The sequence below is a fragment of the Marinobacterium sediminicola genome (assembly GCF_022343685.1).
GTDB classification, from domain to species: Bacteria; Pseudomonadota; Gammaproteobacteria; order Pseudomonadales; family Balneatricaceae; genus Marinobacterium; species Marinobacterium sediminicola.
In genome coordinates this window covers 3,321,403-3,336,157 of sequence record NZ_CP092123.1, presented here as the reverse complement: position 1 = coordinate 3,336,157, position 14,755 = coordinate 3,321,403, and the positions used below count along the sequence as shown (strand labels likewise).

Below are 14,755 nucleotides of genomic sequence, written 5' to 3'. Positions count from 1 at the left end.
CAAGAGGATTTAATTGTGGCTAAACAAGCATTTGAACGTAACAAGCCGCACGTTAACGTAGGTACCATCGGCCACGTTGACCACGGTAAAACCACTCTGACCGCTGCGCTGACTCGCGTATGTGCAGAAGTATGGGGCGGCGCTGCCGTTGCTTTCGACGGTATCGATAACGCACCGGAAGAGCGTGAGCGTGGTATCACCATCTCTACTTCACACGTAGAGTACGAATCACCGACTCGCCACTACGCGCACGTAGACTGCCCGGGACACGCTGACTACGTTAAGAACATGATCACTGGTGCTGCTCAGATGGACGGCGCTATCCTGGTATGTTCTGCTGCTGACGGCCCCATGCCGCAGACTCGTGAGCACATCCTGCTGTCTCGTCAGGTAGGCGTACCTTACATCGTTGTGTTCCTGAACAAAGCGGACATGGTTGACGATGAAGAGCTGCTGGAACTGGTAGAGATGGAAGTTCGTGAGCTTCTGGATCAGTACGAATTCCCGGGCGACGACACTCCGATCGTTGTGGGTTCTGCGCTGATGGCTCTGAACGGCGAAGACGAGAACGGTTACGGTACTTCTGCTGTCAAGAAGCTGGTTGAGACTCTGGATGAGTACATTCCTGAGCCGCAGCGTCTGGTAGACCTGCCGTTCCTGATGCCGATCGAGGACGTATTCTCTATCTCTGGTCGTGGTACCGTAGTAACCGGTCGTATCGAGCGTGGCATCCTGAAAGTGGGTGACGAGATCGAGATCGTTGGTATCAAGGACACCACCAAGACTACCTGTACTGGTGTTGAGATGTTCCGCAAGCTGCTGGACGAAGGTCGTGCAGGCGAGAACGTTGGTGCGCTGCTGCGTGGTACCAAGCGTGACGAAGTTGAGCGTGGTCAGGTACTGTCCAAGCCGGGTTCAATCACTCCGCACACCAAGTTCGAAGGCGAAGTATACGTACTGAGCAAAGAAGAAGGCGGTCGTCACACTCCGTTCTTCAAAGGCTACCGTCCGCAGTTCTACTTCCGTACCACAGACATCACTGGTGCCTGTGAGCTGCCGGAAGGTGTTGAGATGGTAATGCCGGGTGACAACATCCAGATGACTGTTACCCTGATCAACCCGATCGCGATGGAAGATGGTCTGCGCTTCGCAATCCGCGAAGGTGGTCGTACTGTCGGCGCCGGCGTTGTATCCAAAATCATCGAGTAATTTTCTCGCATGATATGAACTGAAAAAGCCCTCTTCGGAGGGCTTTTTTTGTACCTGGTAATAATGTTGACCTGGCTGGTTAAAAATTAAACTTTTGGTTGACGCTAACTTGCTCAATGAGTAAAATTTGCGTCCCCTTCATTCGAGGGGAGGTCGGCTATTGCCGTTAAAAAACTTACAGGAAATGCGTGATCAGAATGCAGAACCAAAAAATCAGAATTCGTCTGAAGGCTTTTGATCATCGCCTGATCGACTCATCTGCTCAGGAGATCGTTGAGACTGCTAAGCGGACAGGTGCTCAGGTGCGTGGTCCGATCCCACTTCCTACTCGCAAAGAGCGTTACACTGTACTGATTTCTCCGCACGTCAACAAAGACGCGCGCGATCAGTATGAGATTCGTACGCACAAGCGTGTTCTGGACATCGTTGAGCCGACAGAAAAGACTGTCGACGCACTGATGAAGCTGGATCTCGCTGCGGGTGTAGAAGTGCAGATCAGCCTCGGCTAATACGCACTGCGCAGAATTATTCAATTAATGAAGCGCTATTTGTGGAATGCGCCTGAAAAGGGCAGCCATAGTGGGTGACAGCCCCGTACACAACTGGCAAGAGGTAAAAACATGTCTGTAGGACTTATCGGACGTAAAGCGGGTATGACCCGCATCTTCACTGAAGATGGCGTGTCCGTGCCAGTCACCGTCATCGAAATGGAACCGAACCGTGTAACCAGCATCAAGACTGTCGAAAACGACGGTTATGCGGCGGTACAGGTGACTACTGGTAGCAAGAAGGCTAATCGCCTGAGCAAGCCGGAAGCTGGTCACTTTGCCAAAGCTGGTGTAGAAGCCGGTCGCGGTTTGTGGGAGTTCCGTCTGAATGGTGACGAGGAAATCAACGTTGGCGATACGCTGACAGTTGAGCGCTTCGAAGCAGGTCAGAAGATCGATGTTACCGGTCAATCCAAAGGTAAGGGTTTCCAGGGTGGCGTTAAGCGCTGGAACTTCGCTACTCAGGACGCGACTCACGGTAACTCCGTTTCTCACCGTGCTCCGGGTTCCATTGGTCAGTGCCAGACCCCGGGTCGTGTATTCAAAGGTAAAAAGATGGCCGGTCACATGGGTGCCGAGCGTTGCACCGTACAGACTCTGGAAGTCGTACGCGTTGACGCAGAACGCAACCTGCTGATCGTCAAGGGTGCAATCCCGGGCGCCACCGGCGGCGACGTCATCGTTAAACCTGCTGTTAAAGCACGCGCCTGAGGAGGATTGCCATGAATCTGAATCTGACTGGAGCCACTGGATCGGTTGAAGTATCCGATCTGGCATTTGGTAAAGAGTTCAATGAAGCGCTGGTACACCAGGTCGTGACTGCCTATATGGCAGCAGGTCGTCAGGGTACTAAAGCGCAGAAAAACCGTTCCGCAGTTTCTGGTGGTGGCGCCAAGCCGTTCCGTCAGAAAGGTACCGGTCGTGCCCGTGCGGGTACTAGCCGTTCACCGCTGTGGCGTGCGGGTGGTGTAACCTTCGCCGCTCAGCCGCGTAACTTTGCTCAGAAAGTAAACAAGAAGATGTACCGCGCTGCGATGCGCTGCATCCTGTCTGAGCTGGTTCGTCAGGAGCGTCTGGTTGTTGTTGAAGACTTCCAGCTGGAAGCACCGAAGACCAAGCAGTTTGTTGCCAAGCTGGATGAACTCAAGCTGGACAACGCGCTGCTGATCACCGAAAACGTCGAGCAGAATCTGTATCTGGCTGCTCGTAACGTACCGCACGTTGACGTGCGCGATGCGGCAGGTATCGACCCGGTTAGCCTGGTTGGTTTCGAGAAGGTCCTGGTGACAGTTCCTGCTCTGAAGAAAATTGAGGAGGTGTTGGCATGAACCCGGAACGCATTTACAAAGTGCTGCTCGGACCGCACATCTCTGAAAAGGCCACAATCGTAGCTGAAGGCAGCGAGCAGGTTGTTTTCCGCGTGGCTAAAGATGCAACCAAGCCGGAAATCAAGAAAGCCGTTGAAGAGCTGTTCAACGTAAAGGTTGCAGGCGTAAACGTCCTGAACATCAAGGGTAAAACCAAGCGCACCATGCGTGGCATGGGTAAGCGTAGCGATGTTCGCAAAGCGTACGTTCGTCTGGCTGAAGGCTCTGAAATCGATTTCCTGGCAGGCGAATAACGAGGGGTTGAACCATGGCAGTTATTAAAGCAAAGCCGACCTCTGCTGGACGTCGTCATGTCGTTAAGGTGGTCAGCGAAGGTCTGCACAAGGGCAAGCCGTTTGCTGCGCTGGTCGAAAAGAAAAGCAAGACTGGTGGTCGTAACAACAACGGTCGTATTACGACTCGTCATATCGGCGGTGGTCACAAGAGCCACTACCGTATCATCGACTTCCGTCGCAACAAGGATGGTATCCCGGCTCAGATCGAGCGTCTGGAATACGATCCCAACCGTTCTGCCAACATCGCGCTGGTGAAGTACGCTGACGGTGAACGTCGCTACATCATCGCACCGAAAGGTCTGCAGGCCGGTGCGCGCATCGTCTCTGGCGATGACGCTGATATCAAAATCGGTAACACTCTGCCGCTGCGTAACATTCCGCTGGGTAGTACTGTTCACTGCGTAGAACTGAAGCCTGGCAAAGGCGCTCAGATCGCGCGTTCAGCAGGAACCTCTGCACAGCTGGTAGCCCGTGAAGGTGCATACGCTACTCTGCGTCTGCGTTCTGGCGAGACCCGCAAAGTGCTGGTCGATTGCCGCGCTACTCTGGGTGAAGTGAGCAACTCTGAGCACAGCCTGCGTCAGCTGGGTAAAGCTGGTGCCAAGCGCTGGCGTGGTGTTCGTCCGACCGTTCGCGGTGTGGCGATGAACCCGGTTGATCACCCGCATGGTGGTGGTGAGGGTCGTACCTCTGGTGGTCGTCACCCGGTTACTCCGTGGGGCGTGCCGACCAAGGGTCACAAGACTCGCAAGAACAAGCGTACTGATAAACTGATCGTACGCCGTCGTCAGGCTAAATAAGAGGAATCAGCTGTGCCACGTTCACTGAAGAAAGGTCCTTTTATCGACCTTCACCTGTTGAAGAAGGTAGAGGCTGCAATCGAAGCTAACGAACGTCGTCCGATCAAGACCTGGTCACGCCGTTCAACTGTGTTCCCGCAGTTCGTTGGTCTTACCATTGCAGTACACAACGGTCGTCAGCATGTCCCGGTTTTCATCACCGAAGACATGGTCGGCCACAAACTGGGCGAGTTCGCTGCGACACGTACATACCGCGGTCATGCAGCCGACAAGAAGGCCAAGAAGAAGTAAGGGGGTAGATGATGGAAGTTATCGCCAAGCACACAGGCGCCCGCATCTCCGCCCAGAAGGCCCGACTGGTCGCTGATCAGATCCGTGGTAAATCTGTGGGCGAAGCTCTGAATATCCTGGCGTTCAGCACGAAGAAAGGTGCGCACCTGGTCAAGAAGGTTCTGGAGTCTGCTATCGCGAATGCGGAGCATAACGAAGGTGCCGATATTGATGATCTGCGCGTGTCAGCTGTCTTCGTCGATGAAGGGATGACCATGAAGCGTATCCGGCCGCGTGCCAAGGGTCGCGCTGATCGCATCCTGAAGCGTACGTCACATATCACCGTCAAGGTGGCAGACTAAGAGCTGATTGCTAGGAGAGTTCAATATGGGTCAGAAAGTCAATCCGACCGGTATTCGGCTTGGTGTCGTTAAGGACCATACCTCTGTATGGTACGCCGACAAGGCTGAATACTCTGCAAAGCTGCTGAATGACCTTCAGGTTCGTAAGTACCTGGATGAGCAGCTTAAGAATGCATCTGTAAGCCGCATCGAAATCGAGCGTCCGGCACAGAATGCCAAGATCACCATCTACACGGCTCGTCCGGGTATCGTGATCGGCAAGAAGGGCGAAGACGTCGAGAAGCTGCGTAACGCTGTTTCCCAGATGATGGGTGTGCCTGTTCACATCAACATCGAGGAAGTACGCAAGCCGGATCTGGATGCGAAACTGGTTGCACAGAGCGTTGCCAGCCAGCTGGAACGTCGCGTCATGTTCCGTCGTGCGATGAAGCGCGCGGTTCAGAACGCCATGCGTCAGGGCGCCAAAGGCATCAAAATTCAGGTTAGCGGACGTCTTGGCGGTGCCGAGATTGCTCGTACTGAATGGTATCGTGAAGGTCGTGTTCCGTTGCACACTCTGCGTGCGGACATCGATTACGCTACCTACGAAGCCCACACTACTTATGGTGTGATCGGCGTTAAAGTCTGGATCTTCAAGGGCGAGATCCTCGGCGGTATCGAACAGGTACGTGCTGAGAAGAACGCGCCCAAGAAGAAAGGTAAGTGAGGTAGACGTCAATGCTGCAACCGAAACGACTGAAATACCGTAAGGTAATGAAAGGTCGCAACCGCGGCCTGGCACAGCGCGGCAGCAAGGTCAGCTTTGGTGAATTTGCACTGAAAGCGACCGGTCGTGGCCGTATCACTGCTCGCCAGATCGAAGCGGCCCGTCGTACCATGACCCGTCACGTCAAGCGTGGTGGTAAGATCTGGATCCGTGTTTTCCCGGACAAGCCGATCACTACCAAGCCGCTGGAAGTACGTATGGGTAAAGGTAAGGGTAGCGTGGAGTACTGGGTAGCTCAGATCCAGCCGGGTAAGGTTCTGTTCGAAATGAGCGGTGTGCCTGAAGAACTGGCTTCTGAAGCTTTTGCTCTGGCTGCTGCCAAGCTGCCGGTTTCCACCACAATTGTTAAACGGACGGTGATGTAATGAAAGCTACTGAACTGCGTGACAAGTCCGTTGAAGAGCTTCAGCAGGCTCTGCTGGGTCTTCTGAAGGACCAGTTCAACCTGCGTATGCAGAAAGCCACTGGCCAGCTGGCACAGACTCACCTGCTGGGTCAGGTTCGTCGCGATATTGCTCGCGTTAAGACTCTTCTGAACGAAAAGCAGGTGACCAAATGAGCGCGGAAAAACGTACTCGGACTGTGACCGGTAAGGTCGTCAGTGACAAGATGGATAAAACCATCACAGTTCTGGTTGAGCGTAAGGAAAAACACCCGATCTACGGTAAGTTTGTGAAGCGCTCCACCAAACTGCATGCTCACGATGAGAAGAATGAGTGTCAGATGGGTGACCTGGTGACAATCGCCGAATCCCGTCCGCTGTCAAAGACCAAAACTTGGTCTCTTGTTCGCATTGAAGAGCGTGCAGCAAAGGTGTAAACTAGTGCGCCTTTGCTCCATTATGCCAGTTCACCGCAGCTGAAATGATGTTGCGGTGACGGTTTATACAGTTTGTGGAGTAGACCATGATTCAGACTGAAACGATGCTTGATGTTGCTGACAACAGCGGCGCCAAGCGTGTGCAGTGTATTAAGGTCCTGGGTGGTTCTCACCGCCGCTACGCCTCTGTTGGCGACATCATCAAGGTGACCGTCAAGGAAGCAATTCCGCGTGGCAAGGTAAAGAAAGGCCAGGTACTTAAGGCTGTCGTAGTACGTACCCGTAAAGGTGTTCGTCGTCCTGACGGCTCACTGATCCGCTTTGATACTAACTCTGCGGTTCTGCTGAACGCCAACGACGCTCCGATCGGTACTCGTATCTTCGGGCCAGTAACGCGTGAACTTCGTACTGAGAAGTTTATGAAGATCATTTCCCTGGCGCCTGAAGTGCTGTAAGACCGCTCTTTGAGTGGTTCTTATGAAGAAAACGCCATTCCCGACAGGGTTTGGCGTTTTTGAGCATGAGAGGGTAGCAGGAAACGACAAGGTAAAATAATGCGTAAGATTCGTCGCGACGATGAAGTCATCGTTATCGCAGGTAAAGACAAGGGCAAGCGTGGCAAGGTAATGCGCGTGCTCGAAAACGATCGTCTGATCGTGTCTGGCATCAATATGGTCAAAAAGCACCAGAAGCCGAACCCGATGCTGGGTCGTCAGGGTGGAATCGTTGAGAAGGAAGCGGCTATCGCTACTTCAAACGTAGCAATTTTCAACCCGCAGACCGGTAAAGGTGATCGTGTAGGCTTCAAGCTGCTTGAAGACGGCACCAAGGTACGTTTCTTCAAGTCCACCGGCGAACACGTCGGCGGTGATAAGTAAGAGAGGTTGGTGCAATGTCAAGACTGAAAGCGCTTTACGAAAACGAAATCAAGCAGAAGCTGAAAGAAGAGCTGAACAGCCCGAACGTTATGGCCGTTCCGCGTGTCACCAAAATCACCCTGAACATGGGTGTGGGTGAAGCTCTGGGTGACAAGAAGCAGCTGGAAAATGCCGTTGCTGACATGACTGCTATCGCAGGTCAGAAGCCGGTAGTGACCAATGCTCGTAAATCCATCGCGGGCTTCAAGGTTCGTGAAGGATGGCCGATCGGCTGTAAAGTCACTCTGCGTGGTCAGCAGATGTGGGAATTCCTGGATCGTCTGGTAGATATCTCTATCCCGCGTATCCGTGACTTCCGTGGTCTGAACCCGAAATCTTTCGATGGCCGTGGCAACTACAGCATGGGCGTTAAAGAGCAGATCATCTTCCCGGAAATCGACTATGACAAAGTCGACAAACTGCGTGGCCTGGATATCACCATCACCACCACCGCGAAGAACAACGACGAAGGTCGTGCACTGCTGACCGCTCTGCAGTTCCCGTTCAAGAAATAAGGCAGGGGTTCCCATAATGGCCAAGGTTTCAATGATTCAGCGTGAGCTCAAGCGCGAAAAACTCGCTACCAAGTACGCTGCCAAGCGTGCTGAGCTCAAAGCAATTATCGCAAACCCGAACAGCTCTGAAGATGAAGTTTGGGATGCACAGGTCGCGCTGCAGAAGTTGCCGCGTGATGCCAGCCCGGTGCGCAAACAGCGTCGTTGCCAGGTTACCGGTCGTCCGCATGCGGTTTACCGCAAGTTTGGACTGTGCCGTAACCAGCTGCGTGAAGCTGCAATGCGCGGCGATGTTCCGGGCCTGAAGAAGGCAAGCTGGTAAGCTTGCAAACGGTAAGCTCAGTGGTCAGGGCAGGTTCGTCCTGCTACCGCACTGCGCTGCACTTAAGAGGACGTTAATAGCATGAGTATGCAAGACACCCTCGCGGATATGTTTACCCGTATCCGCAACGGACACATGGCTGAGAAAGCCCATGTTGCCATGCCGTCTTCCAAGCAGAAGGTTGCTGTTGCAACTGTACTGAAGGACGAAGGCTACATCGCCGACTTCTCTGTTGAAGGTGATGTTAAACCTGTACTGTCTATCGAACTGAAGTATTTCGAAGGCAAGCCGGTTATCGAAGAGATCAAGCGCGTAAGCCGTCCGTCTCTGCGTATCTACAAGAGCGCAGCAGATCTGCCGAAAGTGGCAGATGGCCTGGGTATCGCAATTGTCTCTACCAGCAAAGGCGTCATGACTGATCGCGCTGCTCGCAAAGCAGGCATCGGTGGTGAAGTCATCTGCACGGTCTTCTAAGAGGTATTCCAATGTCACGAATTGCGAAGAAACCCGTAGTTGTACCGGCAGGTGTTGAAGTTAAGCTGGCTGGCCAGGCTCTGTCCATCAAGGGCAAGAACGGTCTGCTGAACCTGGACCTGCACCCGTCTGTTTCTGTTGAACAGGCTGAAGGTCAGTTGGTATTTGCTCCGCGTGATGGCGCCAAGCAGTCCATGGCTCTGACCGGCACCACTCGTGCTCTGGTCAACAACATGGTTGTCGGTGTTAGCGAAGGCTTTTCCAAGACCCTGACTCTGCTGGGTGTTGGTTACCGTGCGCAGGCAAAAGGCAATACGCTTAACCTGACGCTGGGCTTCTCTCACCCGATCGATTACGAACTGCCCGAAGGTGTTTCTGCCGAAACCCCGAACAACACCACTATCATTGTCAGCGGTGCTGACAAGCAGCGTGTTGGACAGGTGGCTGCAGAAATTCGCGCATTCCGTCCGCCTGAGCCGTACAAAGGCAAAGGTGTTCGTTATGCTGATGAATATGTACGCCGTAAAGAGGCTAAGAAGAAGTAAGGCAGGGTCATGAACGATAAAAAGCAAGCTCGTATTCGTCGTGCGCGTCGTTCGCGCATGCAGATGCGTGAGCAGGGCGCAGTTCGCCTTTGCGTGAACCGCTCTCCGCGTCACATTTACGCGCAGGTTATCTCTGCTGACGGCAGCCAGGTTCTGGCTTCTGCCTCCACAGTCGAGAAGGAACTGCGTGAAGGTGCTACCGGTAACATCGAAGCAGCCAAGAAAGTGGGTGCTCTGATCGCCAGCCGTGCTAAAGAAGCAGGCGTATCCAAGGTAGCGTTTGACCGCTCCGGTTTCAAATACCACGGTCGTGTTGCAGCTCTTGCTGATGCTGCTCGCGAAGGCGGCCTGGAATTCTAAAGGTTTCTAATATGGCAAATCACGAACAGAAAGACGGTGAACTGCAAGAGAAGCTGGTTCAGGTAAACCGCGTCGCTAAAGTGGTAAAAGGCGGTCGTATCTTCGGTTTCACAGCGCTGACTGTCGTTGGTGACGGTAACGGTCGCGTAGGCTTCGGTCGCGGTAAAGCGCGTGAAGTACCTGTTGCTATCCAGAAAGCGATGGAGCAGGCGCGCCGTAACATGATCAGCGTTCAGCTGAACGGCCACACTCTGCAGTACCCGGTAAAAGCCCGTCACGGTGCTTCCAAGGTTTACATGCAGCCCGCTTCTGAGGGTACTGGTATCATCGCCGGTGGTGCGATGCGTGCAGTTCTCGAACTGGCTGGTGTTCACAACGTACTGGCTAAGTGCTACGGCTCTACCAACCCGGTAAACGTAGTGCGTGCAACCATCAACGGTCTGAAGCAGATGTCTGCTCCGGAAGATGTTGCAGCCAAGCGTGGCAAAACCGTCGAAGACATTCTGGAGGGTTAAACCATGGCTAACACTGTAAAGGTTACCCTGGTACGCAGCACCATCGGTCGTCTGCCGAAGCACATCCAGACTGTTAAAGGCCTGGGTCTGCGTCGTATCGGCCACACTGTTGAGCTGGAAGATACCCCGGCGGTGCGTGGCATGATCAACAAAGTCAACTACATGGTTCGTGTAGAAGGCGAGTAAGAGGAGTCACCCAATGCGTTTGAATACTCTGCGCCCGGGCGCTGGTTCCAAGCACGCTCCCAAGCGTGTAGGTCGTGGTATCGGCTCCGGTCTGGGTAAAACTTGTGGCCGTGGTCACAAGGGTCAGAAATCCCGCTCTGGCGGCAGCGTCAATCCGGGTTTTGAAGGCGGTCAGATGCCAATTCAGCGTCGTCTGCCGAAATTCGGTTTCACCTCCCGTCAGGCGCGTTACGTGGCTGAAGTTCGTCTGAACGAACTGGCTGCTGCCGGTGTCGACGTTGTCGATCTGGCTGCGCTGAAACAGGCTGACATCATTCGTGAAGAGATCAAATCTGCACGTGTGATTCTGTCTGGTGAGATCAACAAGGCAGTCACCGTTAAAGGTCTGAAAGTGACCAAAGGTGCACAGGCTGCGATCGAGGCTGCTGGCGGCAAAGTCGAGGCGTAAATGGCTAAACAAGGACAAATACCGGCAGGCATGCAGAGCGGTCTGAAAGAGCTTTGGGCTCGTCTCAGATTCGTTCTGATCGCGATCATTGTTTACCGCATCGGGGCACATATCCCGGTGCCGGGAATCAATCCTGATCGCCTTGCTGCGCTGTTTGATCAGAACCAGGGAACCATCCTCAGTCTGTTCAACATGTTTTCGGGTGGTGCTTTGGAGCGCATGTCGATCCTGGCACTGGGTATCATGCCCTACATCTCTGCCTCTATCATTATGCAGTTGATGACCGTCGTGAGCCCTCAGCTCGAGCAGTTGAAAAAAGAAGGGGAAGCCGGGCGGCGTAAAATCAGCCAATACACACGCTACGGAACAGTCGTTCTTGCGACGTTGCAGGCGTTTGGTATGGCGGTTGGTCTGGCAAACCAGGGCGTTGCCTTCGTGGCAGACTTCAGCTTCTACTTCGTTGCTGTCGTGACTCTGGTGGCTGGTGCTGTCTTCCTGATGTGGCTGGGTGAGCAGATCACTGAGCATGGCATCGGTAACGGCATCTCGATTCTGATCTTTGCCGGTATTGTGGCGGGTCTGCCCAGTGCGATCGGTCAGTCCTTTGAAGCGGCGCGTCAGGGTGATCTCAACATCCTGGCGTTGCTGGCCATTGCTGTCCTGGCGATTGCCACTGTTGGTTTTGTTGTGTTCATGGAGCGCGGCCAGCGTCGCATCACCATCAACTATGCGAAACGTCAGCAGGGTCGCCGTGTCTATGCGGCTCAGTCCAGTCATCTGCCGCTGAAGGTCAACATGGCGGGTGTTATTCCGCCGATCTTCGCGTCCAGTATTCTGCTGTTTCCTGCTTCAGTTGGTCAGTGGTTTGGCCAGTCTGAAGGTATGGAATGGTTGCAGGACGTGGCTTTGGCTCTGGGTCCGGGACAGCCGCTGTACATTCTGCTGTTCGCGACTGCGATCGTATTTTTCTGCTACTTCTATACTGCGATTGTTTTCAATCCGCGTGACGTAGCCGATAACCTGAAAAAATCAGGTGCCTTTATTCCGGGGATTCGTCCTGGTGATCAGTCTGCACGGTACATTGATTCCGTGCTGAGCCGCCTGACTCTGTTCGGTGCGCTTTACATCACGGCAGTTTCACTGATGCCCCAGTTTCTGGTGGTGGCGTGGAACGTGCCTTTCTACTTCGGCGGTACTTCACTGCTGATCGTAGTGGTTGTGGTGATGGACTTCATGGCGCAGGTGCAATCGCATCTGATGTCGCACCAGTATGAGTCCCTGATGAAAAAATCGAATCTTAAGGGCGGCGCAGGTTTGCTGCGCTAAGCCTAACGAGGTGGATCATGAAAGTACGCGCATCTGTTAAAAAGATTTGCCGTAACTGCAAGATCGTACGCCGCAACGGTTCCGTGCGCGTGATCTGCAAAGTGGAACCCCGACACAAGCAGCGCCAGGGTTAATCCACAGCTGGCCGGGAGTGGAAGCGCGCAGCCTTGATTTATTTTTGATCAGGGTATATCATTGCGCGCCTTCCACGAACTAAAGAATGATTGGTTCTGGTGAGCATCTCCCAGAACACTAATATGGAGTACATTGAATGGCCCGTATAGCTGGCGTCAATATTCCTGACAATAAGCATGCGGTAATTTCTCTGACTTACATTTTCGGGATTGGCCGCACGACTGCCAAACAGATCTGTGATGCGACCGGTATTGAGCCGAGCACTAAGATCGCAGACCTGTCTGAAGAGCAGCTCGATAATGTTCGTGGTGAAGTTGCCAAGTTGACTGTTGAGGGCGATCTGCGCCGTGAAGTCAACATGAACATCAAGCGTCTTATGGACCTCGGTTGCTACCGCGGCCTGCGCCACCGTCGTAACCTGCCGGTGCGTGGTCAGCGCAGCAAGACGAATGCGCGTACCCGTAAAGGACCGCGTAAGCCGATCCGTAAGTAAGCGATAGGAATTTCCGAATATGGCTAAGCCAGGTAATCGCACTCGTAAAAAGGTTAAAAAGCAGGTTGCGGATGGCCTCGCGCACATCCACGCCTCTTTTAACAACACTATCATCACTATTACCGATCGCCAGGGTAACGCTCTGAGCTGGGCGACTGCAGGTGGCTCCGGCTTCCGTGGTTCCCGTAAGAGCACCCCGTTCGCAGCTCAGGTTGCGGCCGAGCGTGCCGGTCAGGCAGCTCTGGAATACGGTCTGAAAAACCTCGACGTGTTTGTGAAAGGCCCGGGACCGGGTCGTGAATCCGCCGTTCGTGCCCTGAACGGTTGTGGTTACAAAATCACAAATATCACGGACGTGACACCGATTCCGCACAACGGTTGTCGTCCGCCGAAGAAGCGTCGCGTTTAATCTGGAGACGGTAATATGGCTCGTTATCTTGGACCTAAGTGCAAGCTGTCCCGTCGTGAAGGCACCGACCTCTTCCTGAAGAGCGGTGTCCGCGCGCTTGATAGCAAGTGCAAAGCAGAAACAGTACCTGGTGTTCACGGCGCCCGTCGCGGTCGTCTGTCTGAATACGGTCTGCAGCTGCGTGAAAAACAGAAAGTTCGTCGTATCTACGGCGTTCTGGAACGTCAGTTCCGTAGTTACTACAAAGAAGCTGCACGCCGTAAGGGTGCAACTGGTGAAAACCTGCTCCAGCTGCTGGAAGGCCGTCTGGACAACGTTGTATACCGCATGGGTTATGGTTCTACCCGTGCAGAAGCACGTCAGGTTGTCTCTCACCGCCAGATCACTGTAAACGGTCAGGTTGTGAACATTCCTTCCTACCAGGTACAGGCTGGCGACGTAGTAGCAGTTCGTGAAAAAGCCAAAAACCAGCTGCGTATCAAGCACGCTCTGGATCTGGCTGCTCAGCGTGCCCCGGTTGAGTGGGTTGAAGTTGATGCTGCGAAGATGGAAGGTACTTTCAAGTCCCTGCCGGAACGTAGTGATCTGTCAGCCGACATCAACGAGCACCTGATTGTCGAGCTCTACTCGAAGTAATTTTGAACTCTTGACTGGTGGAACTATGCAGCGTTCAGTAAACGAGTTTCTATACCCACGTCACATTGACGTGCAGGAGATTAGCAAAACCCGCGCTAAAGTGACTCTTGAGCCGCTTGAGCGGGGGTTCGGCCATACTCTGGGCAATGCGCTGCGCCGTATCCTGCTCTCTTCCATGCCGGGTTGTGCAATTTCGGAAGTAGAGATCGAAGGTGTACTGCACGAGTACAGCAGCATCGAGGGTGTTCAGGAGGATGTCATTGAGATCCTGCTGAACCTCAAAGGTGTTGCTCTTGCTCTGCATAACGGTGATGAAGCGCTCCTGACTCTTTCCAAGTCAGAGGCCGGTCCGGTGACTGCTGGTGATATCCAGCTGAACCAGGACGTTGAGGTTGCAAACCCGGAACATGTGATTGCGCACCTCAACCCGGGTCATTCGCTGAACATGCAGCTGCGTGTGACGCGTGGCCGCGGTTATGTCCCGGCTGACGCACGTGTGAGCGACGAAGACGAAACTCGTGCCATTGGACGTCTGCAGCTGGATGCCAGCTACAGCCCTGTTCTGCGCGTATCTTATGCTGTAGAAAGCGCGCGTGTAGAACAGCGTACCGATCTGGATAAACTGGTGATCGACATCGAGTCTAACGGCACGATCGACCCTGAAGAGTGCATCCGTCGGGCGGCAACCATTCTGCAGCAGCAGCTGGTTGTGTTTGTCGATCTTGAAGATGCTGGCGAACAGACCCGTGCAGAGCCGAATGAACCGGAGATTGATCCTGTTCTTCTGCGTCCGGTCGATGACCTTGAGCTGACTGTACGTTCCGCGAACTGTCTGAAAGCAGAGCAGATCTACTACATTGGTGATCTTATCCAGCGCACCGAAGTAGAACTGCTGAAGACTCCTAACTTGGGCAAGAAGTCACTGACCGAGATTAAGGATGTGCTGGCATCCAAAGGTCTGTCGCTTGGCATGCGTCTGGAAAACTGGCCTCCGGCCAGTCTGAAAGGCGATGACAAGGTTGCCTCTTGAGTCTGAC

28 protein-coding genes are annotated in these 14,755 nt (G+C 53.7%); all 28 read left to right on the top strand.

Going from position 1 to position 14,755, the window contains the following annotated elements; genetic code table 11:
* The first annotated feature begins 15 nt into the window (after positions 1 to 15).
* The 28 genes from tuf to LN244_RS15160 all read left to right on the top strand — a co-directional run bounded on the left by tuf (position 16) and on the right by LN244_RS15160 (position 14,748).
* A complete protein-coding gene (gene tuf / locus LN244_RS15295) occupies positions 16 to 1,209 on the top strand; it encodes an elongation factor Tu (RefSeq protein WP_239040624.1) in 1,194 nt (397 codons plus the stop codon).
* A gap of 197 nt (positions 1,210 to 1,406) precedes the next feature.
* Positions 1,407 to 1,718 (top strand): 30S ribosomal protein S10, encoded by a 312-nt coding sequence (rpsJ, locus tag LN244_RS15290; RefSeq protein ID WP_209287949.1) that lies wholly within the window; start codon positions 1,407 to 1,409, stop codon positions 1,716 to 1,718.
* A gap of 111 nt (positions 1,719 to 1,829) precedes the next feature.
* Positions 1,830 to 2,468: a 50S ribosomal protein L3 gene (gene rplC, locus LN244_RS15285; RefSeq protein ID WP_239040623.1), complete on the top strand. Its 639-nt coding sequence runs from the start codon at positions 1,830 to 1,832 to the stop codon at positions 2,466 to 2,468.
* 11 nt (positions 2,469 to 2,479) lie between these two features.
* Positions 2,480 to 3,085 (top strand): 50S ribosomal protein L4, encoded by a 606-nt coding sequence (rplD, locus tag LN244_RS15280; RefSeq protein ID WP_239040622.1) that lies wholly within the window; start codon positions 2,480 to 2,482, stop codon positions 3,083 to 3,085.
* Positions 3,082 to 3,378: a 50S ribosomal protein L23 gene (gene rplW, locus LN244_RS15275; RefSeq protein ID WP_239040621.1), complete on the top strand. Its 297-nt coding sequence runs from the start codon at positions 3,082 to 3,084 to the stop codon at positions 3,376 to 3,378. Before rplD ends, rplW begins: the two co-directional genes overlap by 4 nt.
* Positions 3,379 to 3,392: 14 nt before the next feature.
* A complete protein-coding gene (gene rplB, locus LN244_RS15270; protein ID WP_239040620.1) occupies positions 3,393 to 4,220 on the top strand; it encodes a 50S ribosomal protein L2 in 828 nt (275 codons plus the stop codon).
* Positions 4,221 to 4,232: 12 nt separating this feature from the next.
* Positions 4,233 to 4,511 carry a 30S ribosomal protein S19 gene (gene rpsS, locus LN244_RS15265; RefSeq protein ID WP_010324100.1) on the top strand — a complete coding sequence of 93 codons (279 nt, stop codon included), beginning with the start codon at positions 4,233 to 4,235 and terminating at the stop codon, positions 4,509 to 4,511.
* A gap of 8 nt (positions 4,512 to 4,519) precedes the next feature.
* Positions 4,520 to 4,852 carry a 50S ribosomal protein L22 gene (gene rplV / locus LN244_RS15260; RefSeq protein WP_425542769.1) on the top strand — a complete coding sequence of 111 codons (333 nt, stop codon included), beginning with the start codon at positions 4,520 to 4,522 and terminating at the stop codon, positions 4,850 to 4,852.
* Between the two features lie 25 nt (positions 4,853 to 4,877).
* A complete protein-coding gene (gene rpsC, locus LN244_RS15255) occupies positions 4,878 to 5,558 on the top strand; it encodes a 30S ribosomal protein S3 (protein ID WP_239040619.1) in 681 nt (226 codons plus the stop codon).
* Between the two features lie 11 nt (positions 5,559 to 5,569).
* Positions 5,570 to 5,983 (top strand): 50S ribosomal protein L16, encoded by a 414-nt coding sequence (rplP, locus tag LN244_RS15250; protein WP_239040618.1) that lies wholly within the window; start codon positions 5,570 to 5,572, stop codon positions 5,981 to 5,983.
* Entirely contained in the window at positions 5,983 to 6,177 is a 195-nt protein-coding gene (gene rpmC, locus LN244_RS15245) for a 50S ribosomal protein L29 (RefSeq protein WP_217335254.1), read from the top strand. Before rplP ends, rpmC begins: the two co-directional genes overlap by 1 nt.
* Positions 6,174 to 6,437: a 30S ribosomal protein S17 gene (rpsQ, locus tag LN244_RS15240; protein WP_106591412.1), complete on the top strand. Its 264-nt coding sequence runs from the start codon at positions 6,174 to 6,176 to the stop codon at positions 6,435 to 6,437. The genes rpmC and rpsQ overlap by 4 nt, the downstream gene beginning before the upstream one ends.
* Positions 6,438 to 6,523: 86 nt before the next feature.
* A complete protein-coding gene (gene rplN / locus LN244_RS15235) occupies positions 6,524 to 6,892 on the top strand; it encodes a 50S ribosomal protein L14 (RefSeq protein WP_239040617.1) in 369 nt (122 codons plus the stop codon).
* A gap of 99 nt (positions 6,893 to 6,991) precedes the next feature.
* Complete coding sequence (rplX, locus tag LN244_RS15230; RefSeq protein WP_239040616.1) at positions 6,992 to 7,315, top strand: 50S ribosomal protein L24; 324 nt, start codon at positions 6,992 to 6,994, stop codon at positions 7,313 to 7,315.
* Positions 7,316 to 7,329: 14 nt separating this feature from the next.
* Positions 7,330 to 7,869, top strand: a complete 540-nt coding sequence (gene rplE, locus LN244_RS15225) for a 50S ribosomal protein L5 (protein ID WP_239040615.1) — start codon at positions 7,330 to 7,332, stop codon at positions 7,867 to 7,869.
* 16 nt (positions 7,870 to 7,885) lie between these two features.
* Positions 7,886 to 8,191, top strand: a complete 306-nt coding sequence (gene rpsN / locus LN244_RS15220) for a 30S ribosomal protein S14 (protein WP_239040614.1) — start codon at positions 7,886 to 7,888, stop codon at positions 8,189 to 8,191.
* A gap of 81 nt (positions 8,192 to 8,272) precedes the next feature.
* Positions 8,273 to 8,665: a 30S ribosomal protein S8 gene (rpsH, locus tag LN244_RS15215; RefSeq protein WP_239040613.1), complete on the top strand. Its 393-nt coding sequence runs from the start codon at positions 8,273 to 8,275 to the stop codon at positions 8,663 to 8,665.
* An 11-nt stretch (positions 8,666 to 8,676) separates the two neighbouring features.
* The gene (gene rplF / locus LN244_RS15210; protein ID WP_239040612.1) at positions 8,677 to 9,210 is read left to right on the top strand and encodes a 50S ribosomal protein L6; all 534 of its coding nucleotides are present in this window, start codon (positions 8,677 to 8,679) and stop codon (positions 9,208 to 9,210) included.
* Between the two features lie 9 nt (positions 9,211 to 9,219).
* Entirely contained in the window at positions 9,220 to 9,570 is a 351-nt protein-coding gene (rplR, locus tag LN244_RS15205; RefSeq protein ID WP_239040611.1) for a 50S ribosomal protein L18, read from the top strand.
* Positions 9,571 to 9,581: 11 nt separating this feature from the next.
* Positions 9,582 to 10,085 (top strand): 30S ribosomal protein S5, encoded by a 504-nt coding sequence (gene rpsE / locus LN244_RS15200; RefSeq protein WP_239040610.1) that lies wholly within the window; start codon positions 9,582 to 9,584, stop codon positions 10,083 to 10,085.
* A gap of 3 nt (positions 10,086 to 10,088) precedes the next feature.
* Positions 10,089 to 10,271 (top strand): 50S ribosomal protein L30, encoded by a 183-nt coding sequence (gene rpmD / locus LN244_RS15195; RefSeq protein WP_239040609.1) that lies wholly within the window; start codon positions 10,089 to 10,091, stop codon positions 10,269 to 10,271.
* A gap of 13 nt (positions 10,272 to 10,284) precedes the next feature.
* Positions 10,285 to 10,719: a 50S ribosomal protein L15 gene (rplO, locus tag LN244_RS15190; protein WP_217335263.1), complete on the top strand. Its 435-nt coding sequence runs from the start codon at positions 10,285 to 10,287 to the stop codon at positions 10,717 to 10,719.
* Positions 10,720 to 12,045 (top strand): preprotein translocase subunit SecY, encoded by a 1,326-nt coding sequence (secY, locus tag LN244_RS15185; protein WP_239040608.1) that lies wholly within the window; start codon positions 10,720 to 10,722, stop codon positions 12,043 to 12,045.
* 17 nt (positions 12,046 to 12,062) lie between these two features.
* Positions 12,063 to 12,179, top strand: coding sequence for a 50S ribosomal protein L36 (gene rpmJ, locus LN244_RS15180; RefSeq protein ID WP_007021200.1), 117 nt, complete (start codon positions 12,063 to 12,065; stop codon positions 12,177 to 12,179).
* A gap of 137 nt (positions 12,180 to 12,316) precedes the next feature.
* The gene (gene rpsM / locus LN244_RS15175; protein ID WP_239040607.1) at positions 12,317 to 12,673 is read left to right on the top strand and encodes a 30S ribosomal protein S13; all 357 of its coding nucleotides are present in this window, start codon (positions 12,317 to 12,319) and stop codon (positions 12,671 to 12,673) included.
* A gap of 19 nt (positions 12,674 to 12,692) precedes the next feature.
* Entirely contained in the window at positions 12,693 to 13,082 is a 390-nt protein-coding gene (rpsK, locus tag LN244_RS15170) for a 30S ribosomal protein S11 (RefSeq protein ID WP_106591399.1), read from the top strand.
* Positions 13,083 to 13,097: 15 nt separating this feature from the next.
* Positions 13,098 to 13,718 (top strand): 30S ribosomal protein S4, encoded by a 621-nt coding sequence (gene rpsD / locus LN244_RS15165; RefSeq protein ID WP_239040606.1) that lies wholly within the window; start codon positions 13,098 to 13,100, stop codon positions 13,716 to 13,718.
* A gap of 25 nt (positions 13,719 to 13,743) precedes the next feature.
* Positions 13,744 to 14,748 (top strand): DNA-directed RNA polymerase subunit alpha, encoded by a 1,005-nt coding sequence (locus tag LN244_RS15160; protein ID WP_239040605.1) that lies wholly within the window; start codon positions 13,744 to 13,746, stop codon positions 14,746 to 14,748.
* The last annotated feature ends 7 nt before the right edge of the window (positions 14,749 to 14,755 follow it).

Coding starts and splice junctions, on each gene's coding strand:
- rpmC (WP_217335254.1), top strand. CDS start 5,983: ATGAAAGCTACTGAACTGCGTGACAAGTCCGTTGAAGAGCTTCAGCAG.
- rplB (WP_239040620.1), top strand. CDS start 3,393: ATGGCAGTTATTAAAGCAAAGCCGACCTCTGCTGGACGTCGTCATGTC.
- rpsC (WP_239040619.1), top strand. CDS start 4,878: ATGGGTCAGAAAGTCAATCCGACCGGTATTCGGCTTGGTGTCGTTAAG.
- rpmJ (WP_007021200.1), top strand. CDS start 12,063: ATGAAAGTACGCGCATCTGTTAAAAAGATTTGCCGTAACTGCAAGATC.
- rplO (WP_217335263.1), top strand. CDS start 10,285: ATGCGTTTGAATACTCTGCGCCCGGGCGCTGGTTCCAAGCACGCTCCC.
- rpmD (WP_239040609.1), top strand. CDS start 10,089: ATGGCTAACACTGTAAAGGTTACCCTGGTACGCAGCACCATCGGTCGT.
- rplC (WP_239040623.1), top strand. CDS start 1,830: ATGTCTGTAGGACTTATCGGACGTAAAGCGGGTATGACCCGCATCTTC.
- rplX (WP_239040616.1), top strand. CDS start 6,992: ATGCGTAAGATTCGTCGCGACGATGAAGTCATCGTTATCGCAGGTAAA.
- rpsM (WP_239040607.1), top strand. CDS start 12,317: ATGGCCCGTATAGCTGGCGTCAATATTCCTGACAATAAGCATGCGGTA.
- rplW (WP_239040621.1), top strand. CDS start 3,082: ATGAACCCGGAACGCATTTACAAAGTGCTGCTCGGACCGCACATCTCT.
- rplE (WP_239040615.1), top strand. CDS start 7,330: ATGTCAAGACTGAAAGCGCTTTACGAAAACGAAATCAAGCAGAAGCTG.
- rpsJ (WP_209287949.1), top strand. CDS start 1,407: ATGCAGAACCAAAAAATCAGAATTCGTCTGAAGGCTTTTGATCATCGC.
- rpsN (WP_239040614.1), top strand. CDS start 7,886: ATGGCCAAGGTTTCAATGATTCAGCGTGAGCTCAAGCGCGAAAAACTC.
- rplD (WP_239040622.1), top strand. CDS start 2,480: ATGAATCTGAATCTGACTGGAGCCACTGGATCGGTTGAAGTATCCGAT.
- rpsH (WP_239040613.1), top strand. CDS start 8,273: ATGAGTATGCAAGACACCCTCGCGGATATGTTTACCCGTATCCGCAAC.
- rpsK (WP_106591399.1), top strand. CDS start 12,693: ATGGCTAAGCCAGGTAATCGCACTCGTAAAAAGGTTAAAAAGCAGGTT.
- rplR (WP_239040611.1), top strand. CDS start 9,220: ATGAACGATAAAAAGCAAGCTCGTATTCGTCGTGCGCGTCGTTCGCGC.
- LN244_RS15160 (WP_239040605.1), top strand. CDS start 13,744: ATGCAGCGTTCAGTAAACGAGTTTCTATACCCACGTCACATTGACGTG.
- rplF (WP_239040612.1), top strand. CDS start 8,677: ATGTCACGAATTGCGAAGAAACCCGTAGTTGTACCGGCAGGTGTTGAA.
- rpsD (WP_239040606.1), top strand. CDS start 13,098: ATGGCTCGTTATCTTGGACCTAAGTGCAAGCTGTCCCGTCGTGAAGGC.
- secY (WP_239040608.1), top strand. CDS start 10,720: ATGGCTAAACAAGGACAAATACCGGCAGGCATGCAGAGCGGTCTGAAA.
- rplP (WP_239040618.1), top strand. CDS start 5,570: ATGCTGCAACCGAAACGACTGAAATACCGTAAGGTAATGAAAGGTCGC.
- rplN (WP_239040617.1), top strand. CDS start 6,524: ATGATTCAGACTGAAACGATGCTTGATGTTGCTGACAACAGCGGCGCC.
- rpsE (WP_239040610.1), top strand. CDS start 9,582: ATGGCAAATCACGAACAGAAAGACGGTGAACTGCAAGAGAAGCTGGTT.
- rplV (WP_425542769.1), top strand. CDS start 4,520: ATGATGGAAGTTATCGCCAAGCACACAGGCGCCCGCATCTCCGCCCAG.
- rpsQ (WP_106591412.1), top strand. CDS start 6,174: ATGAGCGCGGAAAAACGTACTCGGACTGTGACCGGTAAGGTCGTCAGT.